Annotated in this window: 24 protein-coding genes, 7 tRNA genes and 3 rRNA genes; 28 read left to right on the top strand and 6 right to left on the bottom strand. The window is 46.8% G+C overall.

Features of this window, described 5'->3' with window-relative positions:
- The first annotated feature begins 8 nt into the window (after nucleotides 1-8).
- The 10 genes from atpB to priA all read left to right on the top strand — a co-directional run bounded on the left by atpB (nucleotide 9) and on the right by priA (nucleotide 10,173).
- Nucleotides 9-899 (top strand): F0F1 ATP synthase subunit A, encoded by an 891-nt coding sequence (gene atpB, locus ICN31_RS09070; RefSeq protein WP_216260593.1) that lies wholly within the window; start codon nucleotides 9-11, stop codon nucleotides 897-899.
- A 42-nt stretch (nucleotides 900-941) separates the two neighbouring features.
- Nucleotides 942-1,208, top strand: a complete 267-nt coding sequence (gene atpE / locus ICN31_RS09075; RefSeq protein WP_028818346.1) for a F0F1 ATP synthase subunit C — start codon at nucleotides 942-944, stop codon at nucleotides 1,206-1,208.
- Nucleotides 1,209-1,271: 63 nt separating this feature from the next.
- Nucleotides 1,272-1,742, top strand: a complete 471-nt coding sequence (locus ICN31_RS09080) for a F0F1 ATP synthase subunit B (RefSeq protein ID WP_088525586.1) — start codon at nucleotides 1,272-1,274, stop codon at nucleotides 1,740-1,742.
- A 1-nt stretch (nucleotide 1,743) separates the two neighbouring features.
- On the top strand, nucleotides 1,744-2,280 hold the full coding sequence (locus tag ICN31_RS09085; RefSeq protein ID WP_216260596.1) for a F0F1 ATP synthase subunit delta: 537 nt from the start codon (nucleotides 1,744-1,746) through the stop codon (nucleotides 2,278-2,280).
- A gap of 45 nt (nucleotides 2,281-2,325) precedes the next feature.
- Nucleotides 2,326-3,867: a F0F1 ATP synthase subunit alpha gene (atpA, locus tag ICN31_RS09090; protein ID WP_216260598.1), complete on the top strand. Its 1,542-nt coding sequence runs from the start codon at nucleotides 2,326-2,328 to the stop codon at nucleotides 3,865-3,867.
- 17 nt (nucleotides 3,868-3,884) lie between these two features.
- Entirely contained in the window at nucleotides 3,885-4,754 is an 870-nt protein-coding gene (gene atpG, locus ICN31_RS09095; RefSeq protein WP_216260600.1) for a F0F1 ATP synthase subunit gamma, read from the top strand.
- Between the two features lie 55 nt (nucleotides 4,755-4,809).
- Nucleotides 4,810-6,210 (top strand): F0F1 ATP synthase subunit beta, encoded by a 1,401-nt coding sequence (atpD, locus tag ICN31_RS09100; RefSeq protein WP_216174718.1) that lies wholly within the window; start codon nucleotides 4,810-4,812, stop codon nucleotides 6,208-6,210.
- Between the two features lie 21 nt (nucleotides 6,211-6,231).
- Entirely contained in the window at nucleotides 6,232-6,648 is a 417-nt protein-coding gene (locus ICN31_RS09105) for a F0F1 ATP synthase subunit epsilon (RefSeq protein ID WP_216260603.1), read from the top strand.
- Between the two features lie 9 nt (nucleotides 6,649-6,657).
- The gene (hemE, locus tag ICN31_RS09110; RefSeq protein WP_370624331.1) at nucleotides 6,658-7,776 is read left to right on the top strand and encodes a uroporphyrinogen decarboxylase; all 1,119 of its coding nucleotides are present in this window, start codon (nucleotides 6,658-6,660) and stop codon (nucleotides 7,774-7,776) included.
- A gap of 264 nt (nucleotides 7,777-8,040) precedes the next feature.
- Nucleotides 8,041-10,173: a primosomal protein N' gene (gene priA, locus ICN31_RS09115; protein WP_216260608.1), complete on the top strand. Its 2,133-nt coding sequence runs from the start codon at nucleotides 8,041-8,043 to the stop codon at nucleotides 10,171-10,173.
- An 8-nt stretch (nucleotides 10,174-10,181) separates the two neighbouring features.
- Here priA and gcvH read toward each other — a convergent pair whose 3' ends face one another.
- From gcvH to ICN31_RS09135, 4 genes are all read right to left on the bottom strand, one after another.
- Nucleotides 10,182-10,574, bottom strand: coding sequence for a glycine cleavage system protein GcvH (gene gcvH / locus ICN31_RS09120; RefSeq protein ID WP_216260610.1), 393 nt, complete (start codon nucleotides 10,572-10,574; stop codon nucleotides 10,182-10,184).
- A gap of 68 nt (nucleotides 10,575-10,642) precedes the next feature.
- On the bottom strand, nucleotides 10,643-10,828 hold the full coding sequence (locus ICN31_RS09125; protein ID WP_129560400.1) for a hypothetical protein: 186 nt from the start codon (nucleotides 10,826-10,828) through the stop codon (nucleotides 10,643-10,645).
- Between the two features lie 42 nt (nucleotides 10,829-10,870).
- On the bottom strand, nucleotides 10,871-12,013 hold the full coding sequence (locus ICN31_RS09130; RefSeq protein WP_370624316.1) for a fatty acid desaturase: 1,143 nt from the start codon (nucleotides 12,011-12,013) through the stop codon (nucleotides 10,871-10,873).
- An 80-nt stretch (nucleotides 12,014-12,093) separates the two neighbouring features.
- Nucleotides 12,094-12,169, bottom strand: a tRNA-Arg gene (locus ICN31_RS09135).
- A gap of 102 nt (nucleotides 12,170-12,271) precedes the next feature.
- Between ICN31_RS09135 and ICN31_RS09140 the strand changes: the two genes are divergently transcribed.
- Nucleotides 12,272-12,484, top strand: coding sequence for a hypothetical protein (locus ICN31_RS09140; RefSeq protein ID WP_255530954.1), 213 nt, complete (start codon nucleotides 12,272-12,274; stop codon nucleotides 12,482-12,484).
- Between the two features lie 40 nt (nucleotides 12,485-12,524).
- Here the strand turns inward: ICN31_RS09140 and rsmI are convergent, their stop codons facing one another.
- Entirely contained in the window at nucleotides 12,525-13,430 is a 906-nt protein-coding gene (gene rsmI, locus ICN31_RS09145; RefSeq protein ID WP_216260613.1) for a 16S rRNA (cytidine(1402)-2'-O)-methyltransferase, read from the bottom strand.
- 85 nt (nucleotides 13,431-13,515) lie between these two features.
- Here rsmI and ICN31_RS09150 point away from each other — a divergent pair, with 85 nt between their 5' ends.
- Genes ICN31_RS09150 through ICN31_RS09160 form a run of 3 tightly spaced genes read left to right on the top strand, consistent with a single transcriptional unit; the run spans nucleotide 13,516 to nucleotide 15,179 of the window.
- A complete protein-coding gene (locus tag ICN31_RS09150; RefSeq protein WP_216260615.1) occupies nucleotides 13,516-14,118 on the top strand; it encodes a phosphoheptose isomerase in 603 nt (200 codons plus the stop codon).
- Nucleotides 14,119-14,153: 35 nt separating this feature from the next.
- Nucleotides 14,154-14,798, top strand: coding sequence for a BON domain-containing protein (locus tag ICN31_RS09155; protein WP_216260616.1), 645 nt, complete (start codon nucleotides 14,154-14,156; stop codon nucleotides 14,796-14,798).
- 27 nt (nucleotides 14,799-14,825) lie between these two features.
- Nucleotides 14,826-15,179: a c-type cytochrome gene (locus tag ICN31_RS09160; RefSeq protein WP_255530955.1), complete on the top strand. Its 354-nt coding sequence runs from the start codon at nucleotides 14,826-14,828 to the stop codon at nucleotides 15,177-15,179.
- 9 nt (nucleotides 15,180-15,188) lie between these two features.
- Here ICN31_RS09160 and ICN31_RS09165 read toward each other — a convergent pair whose 3' ends face one another.
- A complete protein-coding gene (locus ICN31_RS09165) occupies nucleotides 15,189-15,845 on the bottom strand; it encodes a GNAT family N-acetyltransferase (protein WP_216260618.1) in 657 nt (218 codons plus the stop codon).
- A gap of 406 nt (nucleotides 15,846-16,251) precedes the next feature.
- Here ICN31_RS09165 and ICN31_RS09170 point away from each other — a divergent pair.
- The 14 genes from ICN31_RS09170 (at nucleotide 16,252) to rplA (ending at nucleotide 25,376) form a co-directional block, all read left to right on the top strand.
- Nucleotides 16,252-17,784 (top strand): 16S ribosomal RNA (locus tag ICN31_RS09170).
- A 59-nt stretch (nucleotides 17,785-17,843) separates the two neighbouring features.
- A tRNA-Ile gene (locus ICN31_RS09175) sits at nucleotides 17,844-17,920 on the top strand.
- A 28-nt stretch (nucleotides 17,921-17,948) separates the two neighbouring features.
- Nucleotides 17,949-18,024: transfer RNA gene (locus tag ICN31_RS09180), tRNA-Ala, on the top strand.
- Between the two features lie 267 nt (nucleotides 18,025-18,291).
- Nucleotides 18,292-21,165 (top strand): 23S ribosomal RNA (locus tag ICN31_RS09185).
- Between the two features lie 105 nt (nucleotides 21,166-21,270).
- A 5S ribosomal RNA gene (gene rrf, locus ICN31_RS09190) occupies nucleotides 21,271-21,384 on the top strand.
- Together the 16S, 23S and 5S rRNA genes with 5 tRNA genes alongside form the textbook arrangement of a ribosomal RNA operon.
- Before the next feature lie 105 nt (nucleotides 21,385-21,489).
- Nucleotides 21,490-21,574 (top strand) — tRNA-Tyr (locus ICN31_RS09195).
- 5 nt (nucleotides 21,575-21,579) lie between these two features.
- Nucleotides 21,580-21,653 (top strand) — tRNA-Gly (locus ICN31_RS09200).
- A gap of 20 nt (nucleotides 21,654-21,673) precedes the next feature.
- Nucleotides 21,674-21,748, top strand: a tRNA-Thr gene (locus ICN31_RS09205).
- Nucleotides 21,749-21,819: 71 nt separating this feature from the next.
- Entirely contained in the window at nucleotides 21,820-23,010 is a 1,191-nt protein-coding gene (gene tuf, locus ICN31_RS09210) for an elongation factor Tu (RefSeq protein WP_088525598.1), read from the top strand.
- Nucleotides 23,011-23,036: 26 nt separating this feature from the next.
- Nucleotides 23,037-23,112, top strand: a tRNA-Trp gene (locus ICN31_RS09215).
- A gap of 20 nt (nucleotides 23,113-23,132) precedes the next feature.
- Nucleotides 23,133-23,510 (top strand): preprotein translocase subunit SecE, encoded by a 378-nt coding sequence (gene secE / locus ICN31_RS09220; protein ID WP_216260619.1) that lies wholly within the window; start codon nucleotides 23,133-23,135, stop codon nucleotides 23,508-23,510.
- A gap of 7 nt (nucleotides 23,511-23,517) precedes the next feature.
- Complete coding sequence (gene nusG / locus ICN31_RS09225; RefSeq protein ID WP_216260621.1) at nucleotides 23,518-24,090, top strand: transcription termination/antitermination protein NusG; 573 nt, start codon at nucleotides 23,518-23,520, stop codon at nucleotides 24,088-24,090.
- A 150-nt stretch (nucleotides 24,091-24,240) separates the two neighbouring features.
- On the top strand, nucleotides 24,241-24,672 hold the full coding sequence (rplK, locus tag ICN31_RS09230; protein WP_088525601.1) for a 50S ribosomal protein L11: 432 nt from the start codon (nucleotides 24,241-24,243) through the stop codon (nucleotides 24,670-24,672).
- Between the two features lie 2 nt (nucleotides 24,673-24,674).
- Nucleotides 24,675-25,376, top strand: coding sequence for a 50S ribosomal protein L1 (gene rplA, locus ICN31_RS09235; RefSeq protein WP_088525602.1), 702 nt, complete (start codon nucleotides 24,675-24,677; stop codon nucleotides 25,374-25,376).
- Nucleotides 25,377-25,517 lie beyond the last annotated feature (141 nt).

Genomic DNA, 25,517 nt, shown 5'->3' on the forward strand with positions numbered 1-25,517 from the left:
AGTAAGAGATGTCTAGTGAAGTTAAAGTAGCAGCAGAAGTAGGCCAACATGCGGCCACAGAAGCGCTTACACCCACCGCTTACATTGCAGAGCATCTGCAAAACCTCAATAATATTGGGGGGCCACAGGCATCCATCATTGACTTCAGTGTTATTCATTTCGATACCATTTTTTGGACCACCCTCATGGGCTTGGTTACGGTATTTTTATTGGTGCTTGCTGCTCGCAGAGCCTCACCTGGTGTCCCAGGACGCTTTCAATGTTTAGTTGAAATGTTGGTTGAAATGGTCGAGAGCCAATCAAAGGGAATTGTTCACGGCGACAGGTCTTATATTGCACCTCTAGCACTCTTTGTTTTTTGCTGGATCATTCTTTTAAACACGCTAGACCTGGTCCCAGTTGATTGGGTTGTTGGTGTAAATCACTTCATTGAAGGTTTTGGTGTGCACGTTCCGCACCACAAGATTGTTCCCACCACCGACTTGAACGCCACCCTCGGCATGTCTTTCTCAGTGTTGCTATTAGTCTTTTTTTATAGCTTCAAGGTCAAAGGTTTTGGCGGCTTTATGCATGAGCTTGTCTCAGCTCCCTTCGGCGCAAAGTGGTACCTAGCGCCATTCAATCTCATTTTGAACATCATTGAATATGTTGCTAAAGGCGTTTCCTTAGGAATGCGACTTTTTGGAAATATGTACGCAGGCGAGTTGATCTTTTTGTTGATCGCCCTTTTAGGAAGTATGTGGACCTTTAATCTGGATTTGTACATGCTTGGCTTTGTGGGCAATGTGCTCGCGGGCTCTGCTTGGGCAATCTTCCATATTTTGGTCATTTTGTTACAAGCTTTTATTTTCATGATGTTGACTTTGGTCTACATAGGCCAAGCTCATAGTCACCATTAACCTTTTTATTTTTAACCTCACTTTCAATACTTAGGAGTAGACATGCAAGCATTCTTAGCCAACATTCAAGGACTCACCGCGATCGGTATTGGCCTTATCATCGGCCTCGGCGCTTTAGGAGCCTGTTTGGGCATTGGCCTCATGGGTGGCAAGTTCATTGAGGGCGCTGCCCGTCAACCAGAGCTCATCAACGAATTGCAAACCAAAATGTTCCTTTTGGCCGGTTTGATCGATGCTGCGTTTTTGATTGGCGTTGGTGTTGCAATGTTGTTTGCTTTCGCAAACCCACTGCTCGCAGTTATTAAGTAATTGTTTTGGCGTGGATGACCAACGGGTCATCCAACCGTTCTCAACAATACTGAAAGGAATATCGTGAATCTGAACGCGACCCTATTCGCGCAAATGATCGTCTTCTTTGTCTTATGGTGGGTAGTTGCACGTTTTGTGTGGCCTCCATTAGTAAAGGCATTGGATGAGCGTTCAACCAAAATTGCCGATGGTTTGGCTGCTGCCGAGCGTGGAAAAGAAGAATTAGCGCTCGCAAATAATGCGGCTGAGCAAGAGCTTTCTAAAGCACGTCAAGAAGGTGTGCTACGTGTAGCTGAAGCAGAAAAACGCGCACAAATGTCGGCCGATGAAATTCGTGCCAACGCACAAGCGGAAGCTACGCGCATTATTTCTCAAGCCAAAGAAGATGCAGATCAACAAGTGACGCGCGCACGCGAAGTGTTGCGTGCGGAAGTTGCTGTATTGGCCGTTAAAGGTGCTGAGCAAATTTTGCGCCGTGAGGTTGACGCTAAAGCGCACGGCGCATTGCTTGATCAGCTGAAGGCAGAGCTCTGATATGGCTGAGTTAGCCACAATTGCCCGTCCTTATGCTGAAGCGCTTTTCCAAAGCGCCAAGCCTGCTGAACTTGCTTCTATGTTGGAGCAACTAAATGAGTTGGCACAGCTTGCTGTGCTGCCTGAAGTTGCTAGTTTGTCTAACAACCCAAAAGTTTCTGCAGGAGATTTGACCAAGCTTTTATCTGGCATGGTGAAGACAAAGTTAGACGGCAAAGTCTCAAGTTTTTTAAGTCTCGTGAATCAAAGCCATCGCTTGGCAGCCATCCCAGAAATTGCCAGTCAATTTGAGGCGATGAAGAACAAAAGCGAAGGCGCGGCAGAAGTAATGATTACCAGCGCATTCCCCATAGAGGGATCTGCGTTAAATGATTTGTTGTCAAGCTTGAAGAAGCGCTTTGGGGGTAGAGATTTACGCCCAACTATTCAGATAGACCCAGCATTGATTGGCGGTGTTCGCATTCAAGTTGGTGATGAGGTGATGGATAGTTCTGTAAAGGCACGGTTAGCTCAAATGCAAGTAAGTCTTGGCGCATAAGTTATCCCTATTAAGAACATACGAAATAAGACCCAGGAGTAAGTAATGCAACTCAACCCTTCCGAGATCAGCGAGCTGATCAAAAGCCGAATTAGCGAAATGGGTGTTGACACCCAGTCTCGCAACGAAGGCACTGTTATTTCAGTGACCGACGGTATTTGCCGCGTACACGGCTTGTCTGGCGTGATGCAGGGCGAAATGTTGGAATTCCCAAACAACACCATTGGCCTCGCTTTGAACCTTGAGCGTGATTCAGTTGGTGCGGTGGTATTGGGTGAATACACCCACATTAAAGAAGGCGACTCAGTCAAATGTACTGGCCGCATTTTGGAAGTTCCTGTTGGCCCAGAGTTGCTCGGGCGCGTTGTAAACGCGCTTGGTCAGCCGATTGATGGCAAGGGCCCAATCAATACCAAGTTAACTGACTTTATTGAAAAGGTTGCTCCTGGCGTTATCGCACGTCAATCTGTTAGCCAGCCAGTTCAAACTGGTTTGAAGGCGATCGATGCGATGGTTCCAATTGGCCGTGGTCAGCGTGAGTTGATCATTGGCGACCGCCAAACAGGTAAGACAGCTGTTGCGGTTGATGCGATCATTAACCAAAAAGGCAAAGGTGTTTATTGCGTTTACGTTGCGATTGGTCAAAAAGCTTCTACGATTGCAAACGTTGTTCGTAAGCTCACTGAATTGGGCGCGATGGAATACACCGTGGTTGTTGCGGCGAGCGCTTCTGAGTCTGCAGCGATGCAGTACCTCTCTGCATACGCAGGTTGCACGATGGGCGAATACTTCCGCGATCGCGGCGAAGATGCTTTGATTGTTTACGATGACTTGACTAAACAAGCGGTTGCTTATCGTCAAATCTCCTTATTGCTCCGCCGCCCACCAGGTCGCGAAGCTTATCCTGGCGACGTGTTCTACCTCCACTCCCGCTTACTAGAGCGTGCTGCCCGTGTAAATGCTGAGTACGTTGAGAAGCTCACCAACGGCGCAGTAAAAGGTAAAACCGGTTCTTTGACTGCATTACCAATTATTGAAACTCAAGCGGGCGACGTTTCAGCATTCGTTCCAACGAACGTGATTTCGATTACTGACGGCCAGATCTTTTTGGAAACAGACCTATTTAATGCGGGTGTTCGCCCTGCGATTAATGCCGGTATTTCAGTTTCTCGTGTTGGTGGTGCTGCACAAACTAAAGTGATTAAGAAATTGTCTGGCGGTATTCGTACCGACTTAGCGCAGTATCGTGAATTGGCAGCGTTTGCTCAGTTCGCCTCTGACCTTGACGAAGCAACACGTAAGCAGCTCGAGCGCGGTCGTCGCGTAACAGAGTTGTGTAAGCAAGCCCAGTACAAGCCACTTCAAGTTTGGGAAATGGCTGCTTCACTCTATGCTGTCAATAATGGTTTCTTTGATGACATTGAAGTGAAGAACGTATTGCCATTCGAAAAAGGTTTGCAAGATCATTTGAAATCTAAATACGCTGATTTAGTTGGGCGTATTGAAGAAACCAAAGATCTCAGCAAAGATGACGAAGCTGCTTTGCGTGCCGCAATTGAGGATTACAAGCGCTCAGCCTCTTTCTAGGAGGGCTCGCATAAATCATGGCAAGCACAAAAGAGATACGATCCAAGATCAAGAGCGTGCAAAACACGCGCAAGATCACAAAGGCAATGGAAATGGTCGCCGCATCTAAGATGCGTCGCGCCCAGGAGCGCATGCGTAATGCGCGCCCATATGCTGAAAAAATTCGTGAAATTGTTGCTAATCTTTCTAAAGCAAATCCTGAGTACCGCCCTGCATACATGGCTACTCGTGAAGTGAAGAAAGTTGGCACGATCTTGGTGACAACAGACAAAGGCTTGTGCGGCGGTTTGAATACCAACGTACTGCGTTTGGTTGCGAACCAAGTGCGCGATTTTCAGGAAAAAAATATTGAGATTGCTTACACTGCGATTGGTTCAAAAGGCCTTCAATTTTTGAACCGCTCTAAAGCAAAGCTCATTTCCCAAACGATTCAAATAGGCGATACGCCACATTTAGATGTGTTGATTGGTGCAATTACCGCCCAATTAGAAGCGTTTGAGCGTGGCGAGATTGATGCTGTCTATTTGGCATACACCCGCTTTGTAAATGCAATGAAACAAGAGCCTATTTTAGAAAAGCTTTTGCCTTTGGAGCCAGCGCAGCTGGCGCCTGAAGATAAAGCAGGACCATCTTGGGATTACATTTACGAACCTGATGCTGAGTCCATTTTGAATGGCTTATTAAAGCGTTATGTTGAAGCAATGATTTATCAAGCTGTTGCCGAAAATATGGCTTCTGAGCAATCTGCCCGCATGGTCTCAATGAAGGCTGCGTCAGATAATGCGAAGAACGTGATCGGTGAACTGCAATTGGATTACAACAAAACACGACAAGCTGCTATTACCAAAGAGCTATCTGAAATTGTTGGCGGAGCGGCCGCTGTTTAAGCGGTCAGCATTTAGAAATACGAAAGAATTCAGGAATTAAAAGCGGAGAAATGCGATGAGTAACGGAAATATCGTGCAATGTATCGGTCCAGTGGTGGACATTCAGTTCCCACGCGATAAAATGCCAAGCATCTACGATGCGCTGACATTGGTTGATAGCGGAGAAAAATCATTTGCTGAAAAAGGTTTGACCTTTGAAGTTCAGCAACAAATCGGTGACGGCGTAGTTCGCGCGATTGCCATGGGTGCGAGCGATGGCTTGCGTCGTGGCATGGAAGTGAAATCTACTGGTAAGCCAATTTCTGTCCCAGTTGGCCCCGCAACTTTAGGCCGCATCATGGATGTTTTAGGGCGCCCAATTGATGATGCAGGTCCGATTGCTACCGAAGAGCGGCGCGCGATTCACCAGCCAGCACCAAAGTTTGATGAGCTATCACCTTCGGTTGACTTGTTAGAAACCGGTATTAAGGTTATTGACTTGGTTTGCCCGTTCGCTAAAGGCGGTAAGGTTGGCTTGTTCGGTGGTGCGGGTGTTGGTAAGACCGTCAACATGATGGAATTGATTAACAACATCGCCAAGCAACACTCAGGTTTATCAGTATTCGCCGGTGTTGGTGAGCGGACTCGTGAAGGTAATGACTTCTACCACGAGATGAAAGAATCGAACGTTATCGACAAAGTGGCGATGGTGTTTGGTCAGATGAACGAACCTCCAGGCAATCGTTTACGCGTTGCGTTGACTGGTTTGACAATGGCTGAAGCATTCCGTGACGAAGGTCGTGATATTTTGTTCTTTGTTGACAACATCTACCGTTATACCTTGGCCGGCACTGAAGTTTCTGCGTTGCTCGGTCGTATGCCTTCTGCTGTGGGTTACCAGCCTACATTGGCCGAAGAGATGGGTAAGTTACAAGAGCGTATTACCTCTACCAAGACCGGTTCTGTTACTTCTATTCAGGCCGTTTACGTTCCTGCGGATGACTTAACCGATCCATCCCCTGCAACAACCTTCTTGCACTTAGACTCCACGGTTGTGTTGTCACGTGACATTGCTGCTTTGGGTATTTACCCAGCGGTTGATCCATTAGACTCAACCAGCCGTCAGCTTGACCCACAAGTGGTTGGTCAAGAGCACTATGAAGTTGCTCGTGACGTACAAATGACATTGCAACGCTACAAAGAATTGCGCGACATTATTGCGATTTTGGGCATGGACGAATTATCACCAGAAGATAAATTGGCTGTATCACGTGCTCGTAAGATTCAGCGTTTCTTGTCCCAGCCTTTCCACGTTGCTGAAGTCTTTACTGGTTCACCAGGCAAATATGTGCCACTAAAAGAAACCATCCGCGGCTTTAAGATGATTTGTAGCGGCGAGCTGGATCACTTGCCAGAGCAAGCGTTCTACATGGTGGGTTCAATTGATGAAGCTATCGAGAAAGCTAAGAAGCTTTAATCGCTTTCGCCCAAGGAAATTATGTCAAACATATATGTCAATGTGGTGAGTGCAGAGAGATCTATTTTCAGTGGAGAGGCCAAGTTTGTTGCCCTTCCAGGCGAAGGTGGTGAGCTCGGCATCTTACATGGCCATACCCCATTAATTACACGCATTCGCCCTGGCTCAGTACGCATTGAAAAAGCAGATGGCGATGAAGAGTTCGTGTTTGTTGCCGGTGGTTATTTAGAAGTTCAGCCAGATCGCGTCACCGTATTAGCTGAAACCGCTATTCGCGGGCATGATCTTGACGAAGCAAAGGCGCTAGAAGCAAAGAGACGCTCAGAAGAGGCGATGCAAAATCGTGGGACCGACTTTAATTTGGCTTTGGCTCAATCTGAGTTTGCTATGGCAGCGGCACAATTGGCCGCAATTGCCCGTTTCCGTCGTAAAAAATAATCCCTGACCATCCCAATGCTCTTAAATGATCGGTTTTTAAAGGCGTGTCTGGGCGAAGCTATTGATCAAACACCGCTTTGGCTAATGCGCCAAGCCGGCCGCTATCTCCCTGAATACAATGCGACACGCGCTAAGGCCGGAAGTTTTCTCGGACTAGCTAAAAACCCTGCATATGCAACTGAGGTGACCCTTCAGCCTTTGGACCGCTATCCATTAGATGCAGCGATTTTGTTCTCTGATATTTTGACTGTTCCTGATGCAATGGGATTAGGGCTTAAATTTACCGCAGGCGAAGGCCCTAGTTTTGATCACCCTCTTCGAACTGAAGAGGCAGTAAAAAAATTGCGCGTAGCCGACATGGGTCAGTTGCAATATGTATTTGATGCAGTTTCTGAGATTCGCAAGGCATTAATTCAGGATGGTAAGCAACGCGTGCCCTTGATTGGTTTCTCTGGAAGTCCATGGACATTGGCTTGCTACATGATTGATGGCTCTAGCTCAGAAGATTTTCGTCATGCTAAAACCATGATGTTTAGTCGCCCTGATTTGTTGCAGCATATTCTCGACATTAATGCCCAATCAGTGGCCTCGTACTTAACTGAGCAATTAAAAGCGGGTGCGCAAGCGTTGATGATTTTTGATACTTGGGGCGGCATGCTGCCAGATGGTTGGTATCAAAGAATGTCTCTGGCATCCATGCAAAAAGTGATTTCTTTGTTGCCACGTGAGCATGAGGGTAGAAAAGTCCCTGTGATTATGTTTACTAAAGGTGGCGGAATTTGGTTGAATGACATGGCACAGGTTGGCGCCGATGTTATTGCAATGGACTGGACTATGTCACTAAGTCGTGCCCGCAAACAATTGCTTGCATTGAATAAGCCTTTGGCATTGCAGGGCAATCTAGATCCCCTAATCCTCTTCTCCGAAGCCAAACAGATAGCTGAGCAGGCAAATCTACTGCTGGAGGATCTAGCGAGCGCTCCACCCCTTAAACCAGGGTTGCACCCTCTTGACGGACACATCTTCAACTTGGGTCACGGAATCTCGCAATTTACCCCGCCTGAAAGTGTGACAGCATTGGCAGAAGCAGTTATTCAGCGCTCAAGGGCTCTTAGATCTAAGTCATAATCCTGAGTAGCCGCTAACTTAGGTTTGAAATTTTGATGAAAGTTATGCACAGATCAGTGCAAAACTCAAATTTCATGAAGATTCGGAATAAAGATAAACATTAACCTCCGAAATTGTTTGTAATCCATTGATTTATATATATTTTAATAAAAAAGCTCGAAAACTGTGCACAGTTCGCTAACTGGTAAATTAGCTTGTAAATCAAAATCATTGGATGATATCCACAGACTTATCCACAGGTAAAAAGAAAGACCTCAGTAAAAAATGGCCCCACAAATTGTGGTTCAGGTAGTTGTTGATAGGCCCTTGGCCCAAGGCTTCGATTACTTATGGAATTCTGAAAGACTGGGCACACCCCCAGAGATAGGACAGCTTGTTGAGGCGCCTTTTGGGCGATCAAGCCTGATAGGGGTAGTTATCAAAGTTGGCACTCACTCTGATTTTGAGATAGAAAAGCTAAAGTCAATCAATAGGGTTGCCCCACTTCCCCCCCTAGATCCAGCAGCCTTAGGGCTGATTAACTTTGCAAGCCAGTATTACATTCATGCGCTTGGCGAAACGATCATTCCAACGATTCCACAGATGTGGAAAAAGCCAGATAACTGGGAAAAAATTCCCGCAAAACTCATCACTGCAGAAGAAAAGAAAAAGAAAAAAGTTCAGCTAGAGCAAAGCGAAGGATTCATTCAAGAGGCAGACCTTAATCTAGAACAAAACCAGGCCTTGGAGAAATTGCGTCATTGCAGCAGCAGGAAAAATGAATTTAAGACAATGCTGCTTCAGGGCCAAACAGGCAGTGGAAAAACTGCAGTTTTTTTAAATTGGTTAAGTGCGGTCTTAGATGATGCCAGCGCACAAGTGCTACTCCTTGTCCCCGAGATTAATTTGACACCACAGCTAGAGCGAAGAGTACGCGCTTATTTTCCCGAAAAGAAAATGGTGGTACTGCACAGTGGAGTAACAGAAAAAGAAAGAGGCATTGCCTGGTATGAGGCGATGACTGGTAAGGCGCAAATTATTTTGGGCACAAGATTGGCAGCATTAACCCCACTTCCAAATCTGCGCGCAATCGTTGTGGATGAAGAGCATGACCCATCCTATAAACAGCAAGATGGTATTCGGTATTCGGCGCGGGACCTTGCGATTTGGAGAGCACATGATGTGAAAGTACCAATCCTGCTTTCTTCAGCTACACCCTCTTTAGAAACTTGGTTGGCTGCTCAAGCCGGACGCTATGAGCACATTCGGCTTGACCAGAGGGCTCAGGGAGCCAGCTTACCTAAAGTTCACCTCATCAACACACGTGATCCACAGAATCAATATAGCCCTGGCGATATCAGTAAACCTAAGGGCAAAAGTTCGATCACCAAGACATTAGCTAAGGCCATCAGTAAAAATTTAGAAGATAAAAAACAAAGTCTCATCTTAATTAACCGCAGAGGGTATGCCCCAGTATTAAGTTGTAGCGCTTGTACGTGGCTTTCTAAATGTCAGCAATGCAGCTCGTATATGGTGATGCATAAAGCGGGCGCATTGACTAAAAAACCTGTCTTGAGCTGTCATCATTGCGGCCTGGCGAAATCCATTCCAAGCCATTGCCCCGATTGCGGAAATGCTGATCTCAAAACTCTAGGACGGGGTACACAAAAGATTGAAGATGCCATTGAGGAGATGTGGCCAGGCGCCAGAGTCTTGCGAGTTGATACAGACTCCAGCAGAAGCAGTAAAGGCGCAGAGGATCTATTCCAAGAAATTCATCAGGGCAAGGTGGATATTGTGGTTGGTACACAAATGATTGCCAAAGGACATGACTATCAAAACATCGGACTCGTAGCCGTATTAGATGCAGATGCGAGATTGTTCTCTCAAGACTTTAAGGCCGCAGAAAGACTATTTGCACAATTGGTGCAGGTGGCTGGTCGTGCAGGGCGCTCTGGAAAAGATGGTCAAGACGGCGGAGATATTTATATTGAGACTCAATACCCCGAGTCGGCAGTGTTTCAATATTTGCTTGCACACGATGTAGATGGATTTTTATCTCATATTGCTAGCGAGAGACGGGAGGCTGGTTTACCACCTTTTTCATATCAAGCTCTAGTGCATGCTGAGGCGAAAAGTTTGGATAAAGCCATTCAATTTTTAAGCACTCTAAAGGCGCAAATAAAGTCACAGGGATTTATATTCCAAGGCCTGCGAGTCTATGATCCTGTTCCAAAAGCAGTCATGCGAGTTGCGGGCACGGAGCGCGCCCAACTCCTGATTGAATCTGACAGCCGCAAACAGTTGCAGGAAGTTTTGGAAGCGGTGGATCGAGGCTTACGCGAAAACTCTCAGGGGCGTATTAGCAAAACAGCGCGCGTCCGCTGGTTGATTGAGCGCGACCCCATCACAATCTGATTTTAGGATTAAGCGCCGACAGTAGCGTTATATTTTTCTAAACTCATTAATTGCTTAAGCTCGGATGCAAGATTGCTATCTGAGCTTGGTTTGATTTTGAATAACCAAACACCGTAAGGATTTTCATTAAGTACTTCAGGGGATGCATCAAGCTGTTCATTGATGGCAACAATTTCTCCGCTTATTGGCGCATGAATATCGCTTGCCGCTTTTACGGATTCAATCGCTGCAATGGTCTCGCCTTGCTTTACTTGTTGACCAAGCTTAGGCGCTTGAAAGAACATGACATCACCTAATGCTTCTTGAGCATGGTTGCTAATGCCAACCCACACTAAGCCATCGCGTTCAAGATTGGCCCACTCATGAGTCTGGGCAAATTGAAATGTATCTTGGGTATTCATTGTCAGCGTTTCATTTGGGATTGAATTTCATTTCCCATCTGAGTGATGGCCTTCGCCAGCACTAGGTATTAAGTTTTAGCTGAGCCGGTGCGGTGTGTACGGTTGTAAAGGCAGCTGGCGCAAATCCAGCGCTGTTTACGATTGCTCGTCGGAATCCAGGTGCCACCCTCAAGGCGTTTTTCGCGGCTACAAGAAGAGCAAAACTTAAGGCTCTGAGAGGTATCTTGGGTGGCGGCTGGAGTTGAAGTAGTCATGAGCAATCCGGGGTAAGGCAATCTTTAAACAGGAGGTCTATTTTACCCGTTTTGTCCCGCTGGGGCTGGGCTCAGGACAACCCTGACTGAATCAGCCGTTTTATTGCCATCAAAGTCCAGCCAGGCCTTGTTTTCAAAGTCATAGAGCTTGCACTTGCGGGCAGTATCGAAATACCAGTCCCAGGAGAACTTTTGCACAAAAATACGCTCTGGAAGGATGGTTTCCAGGGTGTTTTGGGCCTCTTGGAGGCGATAAAGGGGTACGCTCATATCTACGTGATGGGCTGTGTGCTCCATGATGTGGTGCATCAATGAGCCCCAAACCCAGTTGAATGTCAGGTGGACTGTAGTCGAAACAAACGGCTGGGCACGTAACCACTCAGACTTTTTGTCATACCAAGAGACGGATGGATGTGTATGGTGAACATAGACCACAAAACCAATCATACCGTTCCAAAATAAGAAAGGAACTGCAAAACCAGCAATGAGACCAAGCCAGATGGACTGACCAGTAGCAATTGCACCAGTAATTAAGCAAGCAAGCCAAATAATTGCAAAACCAGTAACAAGCAAATTATCTTTTAAGAAAATGGGGCGATCTCCCGGCTTATTTTTAGCATTTGGAAAGTACTCGCGTCTCCACCAAATCTCAATGAGGTAGTAGAAAACTGGACCCCAGCCGCTACGGTAAAGATGCTCTAGAGCCTTGCGCCATGAGGGTAGCACGTCATATTCAGATTTTGATAGAGGGGCCCAAACAAAGTCAAAACCTTTTAAATTTGTTTGGCCATGGTGCACTACGTTGTGTCCAACATCCCATAAGCTATATGGTGTGAGTGACGGCAAGAATGCAATGCGGCCTAATACTTTATTGAGCTCACGATTAGGTGTGAAGCTTTGATGACAAGCATCGTGACCCAAAATAAAGATACGACCAGTGACAAATCCAGCGACCATACCGAATACAAGCTTGAGGAAAATATTTTCAACAAAGACTGTGCCGGCAATGCAACCAAGCCATAGGGCGGCATCAATCATGAGGAGCATGATGGCGCGGCCTGTCTCGCCTTGTGCCATTGGGATTAGCCAGCTCCGAATAATTTTGCGGTGTGGCAATGGCGCCTCAGGAGGCAAGGGATTGGCTAGGGAAGGCTCTGAAAGGGCTGAATTTAAATGTGTAGACACGATAAGAATCAATAAGTTAGAAGTGAATGATAGTGGCTTTTACAACATTACGCATGATGTAGGGCAAAACCCCCTTGTTTTGGCGCGCCCGGCAGGAATCGAACCTGCGACCCTTGGCTTCGGAGGCCAATACTCTATCCACTGAGCTACGGGCGCCAGCGAAACTGCATGCCCCACTATTGTAAGTGCCTTATAGCCCTACCCACTAGTTATAATCACCGCTAAACAACCCTTAAACCCAACTAATAATAAATTCTTATGAGCAGCGAGCACGGAAATCTAATTAAGTCCCCAAAACAACTCATCATCATGGTGTTTGCAAGCTTTTTTGTACCCCTGATCGTTATTTTATTGTTGATGGTGTTTGTAAATAATGGCAAGCGTGGCGAGCCTTCTGCTACCACTGAGCAACTGATTAAACCAGTGGCCCAGTTAAATATTCAGGATGCTACTGCTTCGACGGCTAAATAAAATTTAGCGTATTCCAAAAAAGTTGGGTACAGGCCAACTTTTATTTCTGCTCACTCCCATCTTTTGCATCTAAGGCAACTTGATAGGCCTCCTTTTTTGTAATGCCTAAGGCTTGCGATAAAACAGTGGCAATTTCTTTACTGCCCAGATAAGGGCTAAGAGTATTTGCCCACAGCAAGAGGGAGGCATGCTCGGGAGCCTCACCAGAGCTGGCTTGGCGCCCTGCAACCAAAATAACAAATTCACCCTTTAAGCTCTCCGCATTTTCTAGCCATGATGCGATTTCACCCGCCAGAATTGAAGCAATCTGCTCAAACTTTTTAGTGAGTTCACGACAAATCAATACTTGTCGCCCTGACTCCAAGGCATTTGCAAGGATAAGTAGAGTTTCGCGAATGTGATGCGGAGACTCAAAAAAGATGCTGGTTTTTATGCTGCTGCAAATATCCTGTAACACGGCATCTCGCTCTTTAGTTTTGTTGGGCCAAAATCCTAAAAATTGAAAGCGCCCTTCTGAATTCAGCATGACGGAGCCCGATGCCGATATTGCGCAAGATACTGAGCTAGGACCAGGAATGGGGATAACTCGATACCCCGCTTTCTGTACTTCATGTACCAATCTAGCGCCAGGGTCGGAGACTCCTGGAGTGCCCGCATCAGAAATGTATGCCCAGCGCTCGTTATTTGCTAGGCTCTGAATCATTGTTTGTGCACCCCCAACTTCATTGTGCTCGTGTAGTGCCAGACATTTTTTATGAATACCGAATTGCTGTAACAGGGCCGCGCTGTGTCTGGTGTCTTCGCAGGCAATGCCATCGACGGCGTTCAACACATGCAGCGCGCGCAAAGTGATGTCTCCCATATTGCCGATGGGTGTGGCAAGCATGTAGAGAGCCCCAGCAGGCAAATCCTGTTGTTTTAAAAAATCAAATGAGCCTATTTCCATGTGGACATCTTCTGCGTAAGATTGGTCATAAGTGAGAGGATACGTTGCTTTAGAAATTACCCCCAGTTTGGCGCATAATATTGACATGGATAAAGATACTATTGAGCATTTGCGCAAACGCGCATCACAGCATTTTTTAGACAGCATTGCGGTAAAGCAAGAGGCTGAAAAAATCCTTCCAGAATCTGTTGCTCGCGGAGTATTGGCGATGGCGGATTGTTTGAAATCTGGCGGCAAGATCATGGCCTGCGGCAATGGTGGCTCCGCTGCTGATGCCCAGCACTTTGCTGCAGAACTCCTTGGGCGTTTCGAGCGAGAGCGTGAAGAGCTGGCAGCGATTGCGTTAACAACAGACTCATCCATTCTGACTGCAGTTGGAAATGATTACAGCTATGACGATATTTTTAGCAAACAAGTTCGCGGTCTTGGTAAGAAAGGCGACATCCTTTTAGGTATTTCAACCTCGGGTAACTCTAAAAACGTAGTCAAAGCAATAGAGGCGGCCAAGAAGATGGGCATCAAAATTATTGCCTTCACTGGCAATGGCGGCGGCAAAATTGCTACCTTGCTAGACAAAGACGATGTCCATCTTTGCGTCCCTTCTGCGCGCACTGCACGTATTCAAGAAACACACCTAGTGTTGTTGCACGGATTATGTGATGGCGTTGATCATGTTTTGTACGACTAAAGCTTTTGGATCAATTCATTTTAGAAAATAGACAAATGCAAATCTCTTCTTTCCTTAAGCTTGTTCTTGCAGTGATGACGGTATCGCAACTTTCATCTTGCGCAGTTGTTGCCGTTGGCGGCGTCACCGCAACCGCAACTGTCATGGCTGACCGACGCAGCCCTAGCGTGCAAGCGATTGACAAGGGAATCGAGTGGGAGGCAAGTGGCGCATTAAGCAAGAAGTTTGGGGACAATGCACACATTAATGTCACCTCATTCAATCAGAAGGTATTGTTGACTGGCGAAGTAAAAGATGCTGGCCTCAAGCGTGAGGCGGATATATATGTGAAAGCAATGAAGAATGCGCGCACCGTATACAACGAGCTCATCATTGGCCCTAACAGCAGCTACACAGCACGTGCTAACGATTCATATCTAGAATCTAAGATCAAAACACAAATGATCTTTACGGAGAAGCTACCATCTAACTCAATGGCGATTGTTGCTGAAGGTAGTAGCGTTTACTTGATGGGAATCTTGACACAAGGCGAAGCTGAGTTAGCAAAGAAAATTACTAGCAATACAAACGGTGTGAAGGATGTCTACGTTTATTTCGATATCATTTCTGATGCCGAGAAAACTCGCTTAGAAAAAGCAGGCAAGGCCGATCAATCGCAATCAGATAACGCGCCAAAATAACAATAATCTTTTTGTAAAAAGATGTTGATGGATTCAGCTTTTAAATTTATAAAAATAGTTTTTGCATTTGCAATATTGGCACCGCATTTTCAATATGCACAAGCAAGTAGCGAAGATCAAAAGGCATTTGTAATTGCAAAACAAAACGCATGTCTAGGTTGTCATGCAATCAATAAAAAGATTGTCGGGCCTAGTTTTGAATCAGTGGCGCAAAAATATCAAGCAGACTCAAATGCGCAAGCATTCTTGAAAAATAAAATTGCTAAAGGTGGAGCGGGCGCATGGGGCGTTGTGCCCATGCCTGCTAATACAAAATTAAGTGATGCAGATTTATCACTCTTAGCAAGCTGGATATTGCGTGGTGCACCAAATAAAAATTAAAACTGAAAATTAAGGCGCCAGCTTTGGCCTGCCAAAGAACCACCACCAGGCCTGATGAGATCTCTTCAAGTTTTGCTTTAATGCGTAATCCATATCGGCCCACTGTTCATTGGCGGCCTCTTCAACAATCGTTGAGGGGTTTGCTGGTGGTAACTTGAGGTAAGCATCAGCATCTCCATGAGCGTATTCAATGCTCATGCCAGCTTTTTGCGCTAAATGCATCATTGCCTTATTACTTGTTAAACAATGCACATATAAAGTCTCAATGCGCGTATTGCGCGAATGAACCGCGGAGCGCTGCAATAGCGCAGTACCAAAACCTTGCGAGCGCCCTTCTGGTAGGACCGAAACGCCAAATTTAGCGGCACGCGCATTCCCCTCATCTACGGGTAAATAAGCCAAGTGAGCCATTCCAATGAGCCTTAAATTCAAATCAAAGATGCCAAAAATTGCGTCTTTATTGAAATCTAGGCAACCAACATAGCGCCCAATCACTTCGTCCGAGGTCTGTATGCCAAACCGTAGGCGGCGTTCTCCTTCATTTAGCTGCAATAAGTGCTGAAGTATCTCCTTAGTGTGTCCAGCATGTAGTTCTCGTATGGGAACAGCCTTCCTTGCAAAATAAGGCTTGCTGGGTAAGTATTTACTAGCTAATTTATTGTGCATTGCAATATATTAGCAGGCTTATATGAAAATTACAGGGTTTTCCCTAATAAATTAAGGACCGCACAAAAAAGTATCAAAAGCGCAGTTTTCCTTCCGAGGCCATGATTTGATTAGATTTATTTTTAAAGTAAGAAAAAACATCACCTTTTTAGGAAAAAGACTGCAAAAGGTGTTGACAACCCACTTTTTGTATGTCATAGTCTCACCTCTTCGCTGGATGTTTTTCAAAACGATTCAGCCCCTCTTTAAAAATTAGTCAACCGATAAATGTGGGTACTAGGCGAAAGCATCCAGTCCTTCGGGACAGATGTAAACAAATAGTACTCATAGACAGTAAAAAGATTTGGTTTTATTACCAAGTCAATTTCTTGAATGAGTGCGACGATCCGCAAGGATCACAGGAATTAAACTGAAGAGTTTGATCCTGGCTCAGATTGAACGCTGGCGGCATGCCTTACACATGCAAGTCGAACGGCAGCACGGGTGCTTGCACCTGGTGGCGAGTGGCGAACGGGTGAGTAATACATCGGAACGTACCTTATCGTGGGGGATAACGCAGCGAAAGCTGTGCTAATACCGCATACGCCCTGAGGGGGAAAGCGGGGGATCGAAAGACCTCGCGCGATTAGAGCGGCCGATGCCTGATTAGCTTGTTGGTGGGGTAAAAGCCCACCAAGGCGACGATCAGTAGCTGGTCTGAGAGGACGATCAGCCACACTGGGACTGAGACACGGCCCAGACTCCTACGGGAGGCAGCAGTGGGGAATTTTGGACAATGGGGGCAACCCTGATCCAGCAATGCCGCGTGAGTGAAGAAGGCCTTCGGGTTGTAAAGCTCTTTTGTCAGGGAAGAAACACCGGCTCTAACACAGTCCGGGAATGACGGTACCTGAAGAATAAGCACCGGCTAACTACGTGCCAGCAGCCGCGGTAATACGTAGGGTGCGAGCGTTAATCGGAATTACTGGGCGTAAAGCGTGCGCAGGCGGTTATACAAGACAGGCGTGAAATCCCCGGGCTTAACCTGGGAATGGCGCCTGTGACTGTATAGCTAGAGTGTGTCAGAGGGGGGTAGAATTCCACGTGTAGCAGTGAAATGCGTAGATATGTGGAGGAATACCAATGGCGAAGGCAGCCCCCTGGGATAACACTGACGCTCATGCACGAAAGCGTGGGGAGCAAACAGGATTAGATACCCTGGTAGTCCACGCCCTAAACGATGCTGACTAGTTGTTCGGGATTTACATCCTGAGTAACGTAGCTAACGCGTGAAGTCAGCCGCCTGGGGAGTACGGTCGCAAGATTAAAACTCAAAGGAATTGACGGGGACCCGCACAAGCGGTGGATGATGTGGATTAATTCGATGCAACGCGAAAAACCTTACCTACCCTTGACATGTCACTAACGAAGTAGAGATACATTAGGTGCTCGTAAGAGAAAGTGAACACAGGTGCTGCATGGCTGTCGTCAGCTCGTGTCGTGAGATGTTGGGTTAAGTCCCGCAACGAGCGCAACCCTTGTCTTTAGTTGCTACGCAAGAGCACTCTAAAGAGACTGCCGGTGACAAACCGGAGGAAGGTGGGGATGACGTCAAGTCCTCATGGCCCTTATGGGTAGGGCTTCACACGTCATACAATGGTGCATACAGAGGGTTGCCAACCCGCGAGGGGGAGCTAATCTCAGAAAATGCATCGTAGTCCGGATCGTAGTCTGCAACTCGACTACGTGAAGCTGGAATCGCTAGTAATCGCGGATCAGAATGTCGCGGTGAATACGTTCCCGGGTCTTGTACACACCGCCCGTCATACCATGGGAGTGGGTTTTGCCAGAAGCCGTTAGCCTAACCGCAAGGGGGGCGACTGCCACGGCAGGGTTCATGACTGGGGTAAAGTCGTAACAAGGTAGCCGTATCGGAAGGTGCGGCTGGATCACCTCCTTTCTAGAGAAAAGATGCTGGAGCTATAGTGCCCACACTTATCGGTTGACAATAAAAGCCACGGGTCTGTAGCTCAGCTGGTTAGAGCACTGTGTTGATAACGCAGGGGTCGTAGGTTCAAGTCCTACCAGACCCACCACCAGCCAGAAACAAACTTAGTGGACGTTGGGGGATTAGCTCAGCTGGGAGAGCACCTGCTTTGCAAGCAGGGGGTCGTCGGTTCGATCCCGTCATCCTCCACCAACATCTAAATGTCAAAACTAAGCGATCTAACGATTGTTTAGTTTTGCCATTTATGGCTGTTCTTTAAAAATTTGAGTAAGCAAAGTGTCAAATGTTTCTTTGAGAGGACATTTGACAATGTAATAAGGGTAAAGATTGAATCATCAATCAGTAATACAAACGAGTTTTACCAAGTTCTTAACAAGTACTTACAGTTTGGATTACGGCAAACATGTCAGAAGTAGAAGTAAAACCTGTAACAGGTACTAGCAATGGTGCTCGTTATAGGATCAAGTGAATAAGTGCACATGATGGATGCCTTGGCGATTACAGGCGACGAAAGACGTTATAACCTGCGATAAGCCCCGGGGAGCTGGTAAATAAGCTTTGATCCGGGGATTTCTGAATGGGGAAACCCACCACTTTTGTGGTATCCATACCTGAATACATAGGGTATGAGAAGCGAACCTTGTGAACTGAAACATCTAAGTAGCAAGAGGAAAAGACATCAACCGAGATTCCCAGAGTAGTGGCGAGCGAAATGGGAAGAGCCTTCTAGTGATATCTCAGTAATTAACAGAATGGAATGGAAAGTCCAACAATAAAGGGTGATAGTCCCGTATGTGAAAATTATTGAGTGGTACTAGGCTAGAGACAAGTAGGGCGGGACACGAGAAATCCTGTCTGAATATGGGGGGACCATCCTCCAAGGCTAAATACTCGTAATCGACCGATAGTGAACAAGTACCGTGAGGGAAAGGCGAAAAGAACCCCGGGAGGGGAGTGAAATAGATCCTGAAATTGTGTGCATACAAACAGTAGGAGCCTCGTAAGGGGTGACTGCGTACCTTTTGTATAATGGGTCAGCGACTTACATTCAGTAGCAAGCTTAACCGAATAGGGAAGGCGTAGCGAAAGCGAGTCCGAATAGGGCGCTAGTTGCTGGGTGTAGACCCGAAACCAGTTGATCTATCCATGGCCAGGTTGAAGGTGCGGTAACACGTACTGGAGGACCGAACCCACTAACGTTGAAAAGTTAGGGGATGAGCTGTGGATAGGGGTGAAAGGCTAAACAAAACTGGAAATAGCTGGTTCTCTCCGAAAACTATTTAGGTAGTGCCTCGTGTATCACTGTAGGGGGTAGAGCACTGTCATGGTTGTGGGGTCCATTGCGGATTACCGCGCCATAGCAAACTCCGAATACCTACAAGTGCAAGCACGGGAGACAGACATCGGGTGCTAACGTCCGGTGTCAAGAGGGAAACAACCCAGACCGCCAGCTAAGGTCCCTAATATATGCTAAGTGGGAAACGAAGTGGGAAGGCTAAAACAGTCAGGAGGTTGGCTTAGAAGCAGCCATCCTTTAAAGAAAGCGTAATAGCTCACTGATCGAGTCGTCCTGCGCGGAAGATGTAACGGGGCTAAGCATATAACCGAAGCTGCGGATCACAGCAATGTGATGGTAGGAGAGCGTTCTGTAAGCCTGTGAAGGTGTCTTGTAAAGGATGCTGGAGGTATCAGAAGTGCGAATGCTGACATGAGTAGCGATAAAGGGGGTGAAAAGCCCCCTCGCCGTAAGCCCAAGGTTTCCTGTTCAACGTTCATCGGAACAGGGTGAGTCGGCCCCTAAGGCGAGGCAGAGATGCGTAGCTGATGGGAACAAGGTTAATATTCCTTGACCATTGTTAGATGCGATGGGGGGACGGATCGCGGAGAGTTGTCCGGGTGTTGGATGTCCCGGTTCTTGCGTTGGAGATGGCTATTAGGTAAATCCGGTAGCGTAATTCAAGGGCGTGAGACGAGTGAATTTATTCACGAAGCAATTGGAAGTGGTTCCAAGAAAAGCCTCTAAGCTTCAGTCTAACAAGACCGTACCGCAAACCGACACAGGTGGGCGAGATGAGTATTCTAAGGCGCTTGAGAGAACTCAGGAGAAGGAACTCGGCAAATTTGTACCGTAACTTCGGGATAAGGTACGCCCTTGTAGTTTGACCGTGAACAACGGAAGGACGAAAGGGTTGCAATAAAAAGGTGGCTGCGACTGTTTAATAAAAACACAGCACTCTGCAAACACGAAAGTGGACGTATAGGGTGTGACGCCTGCCCGGTGCTGGAAGATTAAATGATGGGGTGCAAGCTCTTGATTGAAGTCCCAGTAAACGGCGGCCGTAACTATAACGGTCCTAAGGTAGCGAAATTCCTTGTCGGGTAAGTTCCGACCTGCACGAATGGCGTAACGATGGCCACACTGTCTCCTCCTGAGACTCAGCGAAGTTGAAATGTTTGTGATGATGCAATCTACCCGTGGCTAGACGGAAAGACCCCATGAACCTTTACTGTAGCTTTGCATTGGACTTTGAATCGGTCTGTGTAGGATAGGTGGGAGGCGTTGATAACAGGATGCTAGTTCTGTTGGAGCCAACCTTGAAATACCACCCTGATTTATTTGAGGTTCTAACCTTGGCCCGTTATCCGGGTCGGGAACAGTGCATGGTAGGCAGTTTGACTGGGGCGGTCTCCTCCCAAAGTGTAACGGAGGAGTACGAAGGTACGCTTGGTACGGTCGGACATCGTACCTAAAGTGCAATGGCAAAAGCGTGCTTAACTGCGAGACCGACAAGTCGAGCAGGTGCGAAAGCAGGTCATAGTGATCCGGTGGTTCTGTATGGAAGGGCCATCGCTCAACGGATAAAAGGTACTCTGGGGATAACAGGCTGATACCGCCCAAGAGTTCATATCGACGGCGGTGTTTGGCACCTCGATGTCGGCTCATCTCATCCTGGGGCTGTAGCCGGTCCCAAGGGTATGGCTGTTCGCCATTTAAAGAGGTACGTGAGCTGGGTTTAAAACGTCGTGAGACAGTTTGGTCCCTATCTGCCATGGGCGTTGGAGATTTGACGGGGGCTGCTCCTAGTACGAGAGGACCGGAGTGGACATTCCGCTGGTGTACCTGTTGTTTCGCCAGAAGCATCGCAGGGTAGCTATGAATGGAAGAGATAACCGCTGAAAGCATCTAAGCGGGAAACTTGCCTGAAGATGAGATCTCCCGTAGGTTTAACCTACATAAAGGGTCGTTGAAGACCACAACGTTGATAGGTCGGGTGTGGAAGCGCAGTAATGCGTTAAGCTAACCGATACTAATTGCCCGTTAGGCTTGATCCTATAACCAGCACTATTGTGTTGGATGTTTGCCAGATTTAATCTGCATCCTTATTACATGCTTACTCAAATAGAGTTGTTGATTTATCAGCAACTCGACCCTCTACGCCCGGTGACCATAGCGAATTGGAACCACTCCTTCCCATCCCGAACAGGACAGTGAAACGATTCTACGCCGATGATAGTGCGGATTACCCGTGTGAAAGTAGGTAACTGCCGGGCACCAACGCGACGCCCAGACCCCTTTAGGTCTGGGCGTTTTTACTTGTGCAGAGCGCTTAGAGTGATTGACAGATACTCCGTTTGGAGTCAGAATATTGGGTTCGCGGAGGGGTGTCCGAGCGGCTAAAGGAGGCAGACTGTAAATCTGTTGGCTATGCCTACGTAGGTTCGAATCCTACCCCCTCCACCAGATGTGCGGGATTAGTTTAATGGTAAAACAGCAGATTTCCAATCTTCGGTCAAGAGTTCGATTCTCTTATCCCGCTCCAGAATTTGCAGCAAAAGATTGGCCCATGTGGCTCAGTGGTAGAGCACTCCCTTGGTAAGGGAGAGGTCGGCAGTTCGATCCTGCCCATGGGCACCAAGGTTTCGCATTATTTTTATTAATTATGTATTTAATGTTTTGGTTTAAGAGTTAACTAAAGGCAGACAAAAATGGCAAAAGAAAAATTTGAGCGGACAAAACCGCACGTAAACGTAGGCACCATCGGTCACGTTGACCACGGTAAAACCACACTAACTGCAGCGATTGCAACCGTGCTCTCTAAGCAATTTGGTGGCGAAGCAAAAGCATACGATCAGATCGATGCTGCTCCAGAAGAAAAAGCCCGCGGTATTACGATTAATACAGCGCACGTAGAGTATGAGACAGCTAATCGTCACTATGCTCACGTTGATTGCCCAGGACATGCTGACTATGTAAAGAACATGATTACTGGTGCTGCGCAGATGGACGGCGCAATCTTGGTTTGCTCTGCTGCTGACGGCCCAATGCCACAAACGCGTGAGCACATCCTCTTGGCACGCCAAGTAGGTGTTCCTTACATCATCGTGTTCTTAAACAAATGCGATATGGTTGATGATGCTGAATTGCTCGAGTTAGTTGAAATGGAAGTTCGTGAACTTCTGTCTAAATATGACTTCCCAGGCGATGACACACCCATCATCCAAGGTTCTGCTAAGTTGGCGTTAGAAGGCGACGAAGGTCCATTGGGTAAAGAAGCCATCATGAAATTGGCTGAAGCACTCGATAGTTACATCCCAACTCCAGAGCGTGCGATTGATGGCGCCTTCTTGATGCCAGTAGAAGACGTGTTCTCGATCTCTGGTCGCGGTACTGTTGTTACCGGCCGTATTGAGCGCGGTATTGTGAAGGTTGGCGAAGAGATCGAAATCATCGGTATCAAGCCAACATTGAAAACGACTTGTACAGGTGTTGAAATGTTCCGCAAATTGCTCGACCAAGGTCAAGCTGGCGATAACGTTGGTATCTTGTTACGCGGTACAAAACGTGAAGAAGTTGAGCGCGGCCAAGTATTGGCTAAGCCAGGTTCAATCACACCACATACTCACTTTACAGCCGAGGTATATATCTTGGGTAAAGATGAAGGTGGTCGTCATACTCCATTCTTTAACAACTATCGTCCCCAGTTTTACTTCCGTACTACGGACGTAACCGGTTCAATTGAGTTGCCAAAAGATAAAGAAATGGTGATGCCTGGTGATAACGTCACGATTACTGTAAAACTCATCGCACCAATCGCGATGGAAGAAGGTTTACGTTTTGCGATCCGCGAAGGTGGCCGTACTGTTGGCGCCGGTGTGGTTGCAAAGATTTTGGCTTAAGTATTTTTTTGTATGAGTTTTTATAAAGGGGTGTAGCTCAATTGGCAGAGCGTTGGTCTCCAAAACCAAAGGTTGGGGGTTCGATGCCCTCCGCCCCTGCCACGATTTGAACTGAAAGCAATATGTCTCAACAAAATGTAAGTCACTCTGAAGAAAAGAGCAGCTGGGTCTCAGTACTCGCTGCTTTAATCGTCGTTGCTGCGTTGGTTCTTTACTACACGCTCGTCGATCAATCTTTATTGGTGCGCTTGGGTGTTTTGTTCGGCGGCATTGCTGCTGCTGTTTTGATTGTGGCGATTTCACCGGATGGGCGTCGCTTTATCGCCTATGCGAAAGATTCTTGGTATGAAGTAAAAAAGGTTGTTTGGCCAACTCGTAAAGAGACCACCCAAATGACTCTAGTCGTATTTGGCTTTGTTCTGATCATGTCCTTATTTTTATGGATTGCAGACAAATTGATTGAATGGCTAGTTTTTTCAGTCTTTTTAGGCTGGAAGTGAGTGAAAAATGACTGATTCTGAAGTAGCCGTAAATCCACAAGCCACTGGCAATATGCGCTGGTACGTTATTCACGCTTATTCCGGTATGGAAAAGAGCGTCAAAAAGGGCCTTGAGGAGCGTATTGCACGCTCTGGCATGCCTGAGAAATTTGGTCGTATTTTGGTTCCTTCTGAAGAAGTTGTTGAAATCAAGGCCGGCGCAAAATCAGTTACAGAACGCCGTTTCTTCCCAGGATATGTCCTGATTGAGATGGAAATGACCGATGAAAGCTGGCATTTGGTGAAAAATACGCCAAAAGTGACTGGTTTCGTTGGGGGTGTTCGTAACCGCCCAAGCCCCATTTCTACCGCTGAAGTAGCCAAAATCATGGATCAGATGCAGGCTGGGGTCGATAAGCCTAAGCCTAAGACGCTATTTGAGGTTGGTGAGATCGTGCGCGTTAAAGAGGGTCCATTTATTGATTTCAATGGAAATATTGAAGAAGTCAACTATGAGAAGTCAAGATTGCGTGTTTCTGTTACAATTTTTGGCCGCGGTACCCCAGTTGAACTGGAGTTCGGCCAAGTAGAAAAGATGTAAAAACAGGGACTTAGTCCTGTTATGCAGTCGTTGTAGTTTTAAGTGGTTAGTAATAACCGAGGAGCGGAGCTAGAAAGCCAAAAACTAGCAAAGCGTTTACTCAACAGCGGTCTTTCCTAATGAGGTCAGGCGCGCTTTCAGGAGCAACACATGGCAAAGAAGATTATTGGCTTTATCAAGCTGCAGATCCCTGCAGGTAAAGCAAATCCATCACCACCCGTAGGTCCAGCATTGGGTCAACGCGGTCTGAATATTATGGAATTCTGTAAGGCGTTCAATGCTCAAACTCAGAGCATGGAACCAGGCTTGCCAATTCCAGTCGTAATTACAGCATTTGCTGATAAGAGCTTCACCTTTGTGATGAAGACTCCTCCAGCAACGATTCTGATAAAGAAGGCTGCGAAGCTCGAAAAAGGATCACCACGTCCGCATACCGATAAGGTAGGAAAAATTACCCGTGCTCAAGCGGAAGAAATCGCTAAAGCAAAAATGCCAGATTTGACAGCAGCCGATATGGACGCAGCTGTTAGAACAATCGCTGGTAGCGCCCGCTCCATGGGCATCACTGTGGAAGGTCTCTAATCATGACTAAATTATCTAAGCGCGTAAAAGCCATTCAATCTAAAGTTGATCGCAACAAGTTCTACTCATTAGAAGACGCGTTGACTCTCGTTAAAGAGTGCGCTACTGCTAAATTCGATGAGTCTATCGACGTTGCTGTTCAGTTGGGTATTGATGCTAAGAAATCTGACCAAGTTGTACGTGGCGCAGTAGTGCTCCCAGCCGGTACAGGTAAGCATGTTCGTGTAGCTGTTTTTGCGCAAGGCGAGAAGGCTGAACAAGCTAAAGCTGCTGGTGCAGAAATCGTTGGCATGGAAGAGCTCGCTGAACAAATTAAAGGCGGCAAAATTGATTTTGACGTTTTGATCGCATCACCAGACACAATGAAAATTGTTGGTACTTTAGGTCAAGTATTGGGCCCACGTGGCTTGATGCCAAATCCAAAAGTGGGAACAGTTACTCCGGACGTTGCTACTGCAGTGAAGAATGCTAAAGCGGGCCAAGTTCAGTTCCGTGTCGATAAAGCCGGCATCGTGCACGCAAGTATTGGCCGTCGTTCATTCGAGCCAACTGCACTGAAATCAAACTTGCTCGCATTGCTTGAGGCTTTGAATAAAGCAAAGCCACCTGCATCAAAAGGAATATTTTTAAAGAAGGTTGCCGTAAGCAGCACCATGGGTGCAGGCGTACGTGTAGACCAGGCATCGTTACAGGCAGCTCAATAAGCAGCTTGTAACAAAAAAGAACTTTGGGTCGACTCCTGCTCTCTGAGTGAGAGTCGAACATCAAAGACCGTTGGCGAATGAGTTGCTTGTAAAGAATGAATTCTTAATCCTTACGAAAGTAATAGCCAGCGCAGATGGCGA

The sequence above is a fragment of the Polynucleobacter sp. UB-Piko-W3 genome (genome assembly GCF_018881635.1).
In the GTDB taxonomy this organism is placed as follows: Bacteria; Pseudomonadota; Gammaproteobacteria; order Burkholderiales; family Burkholderiaceae; genus Polynucleobacter.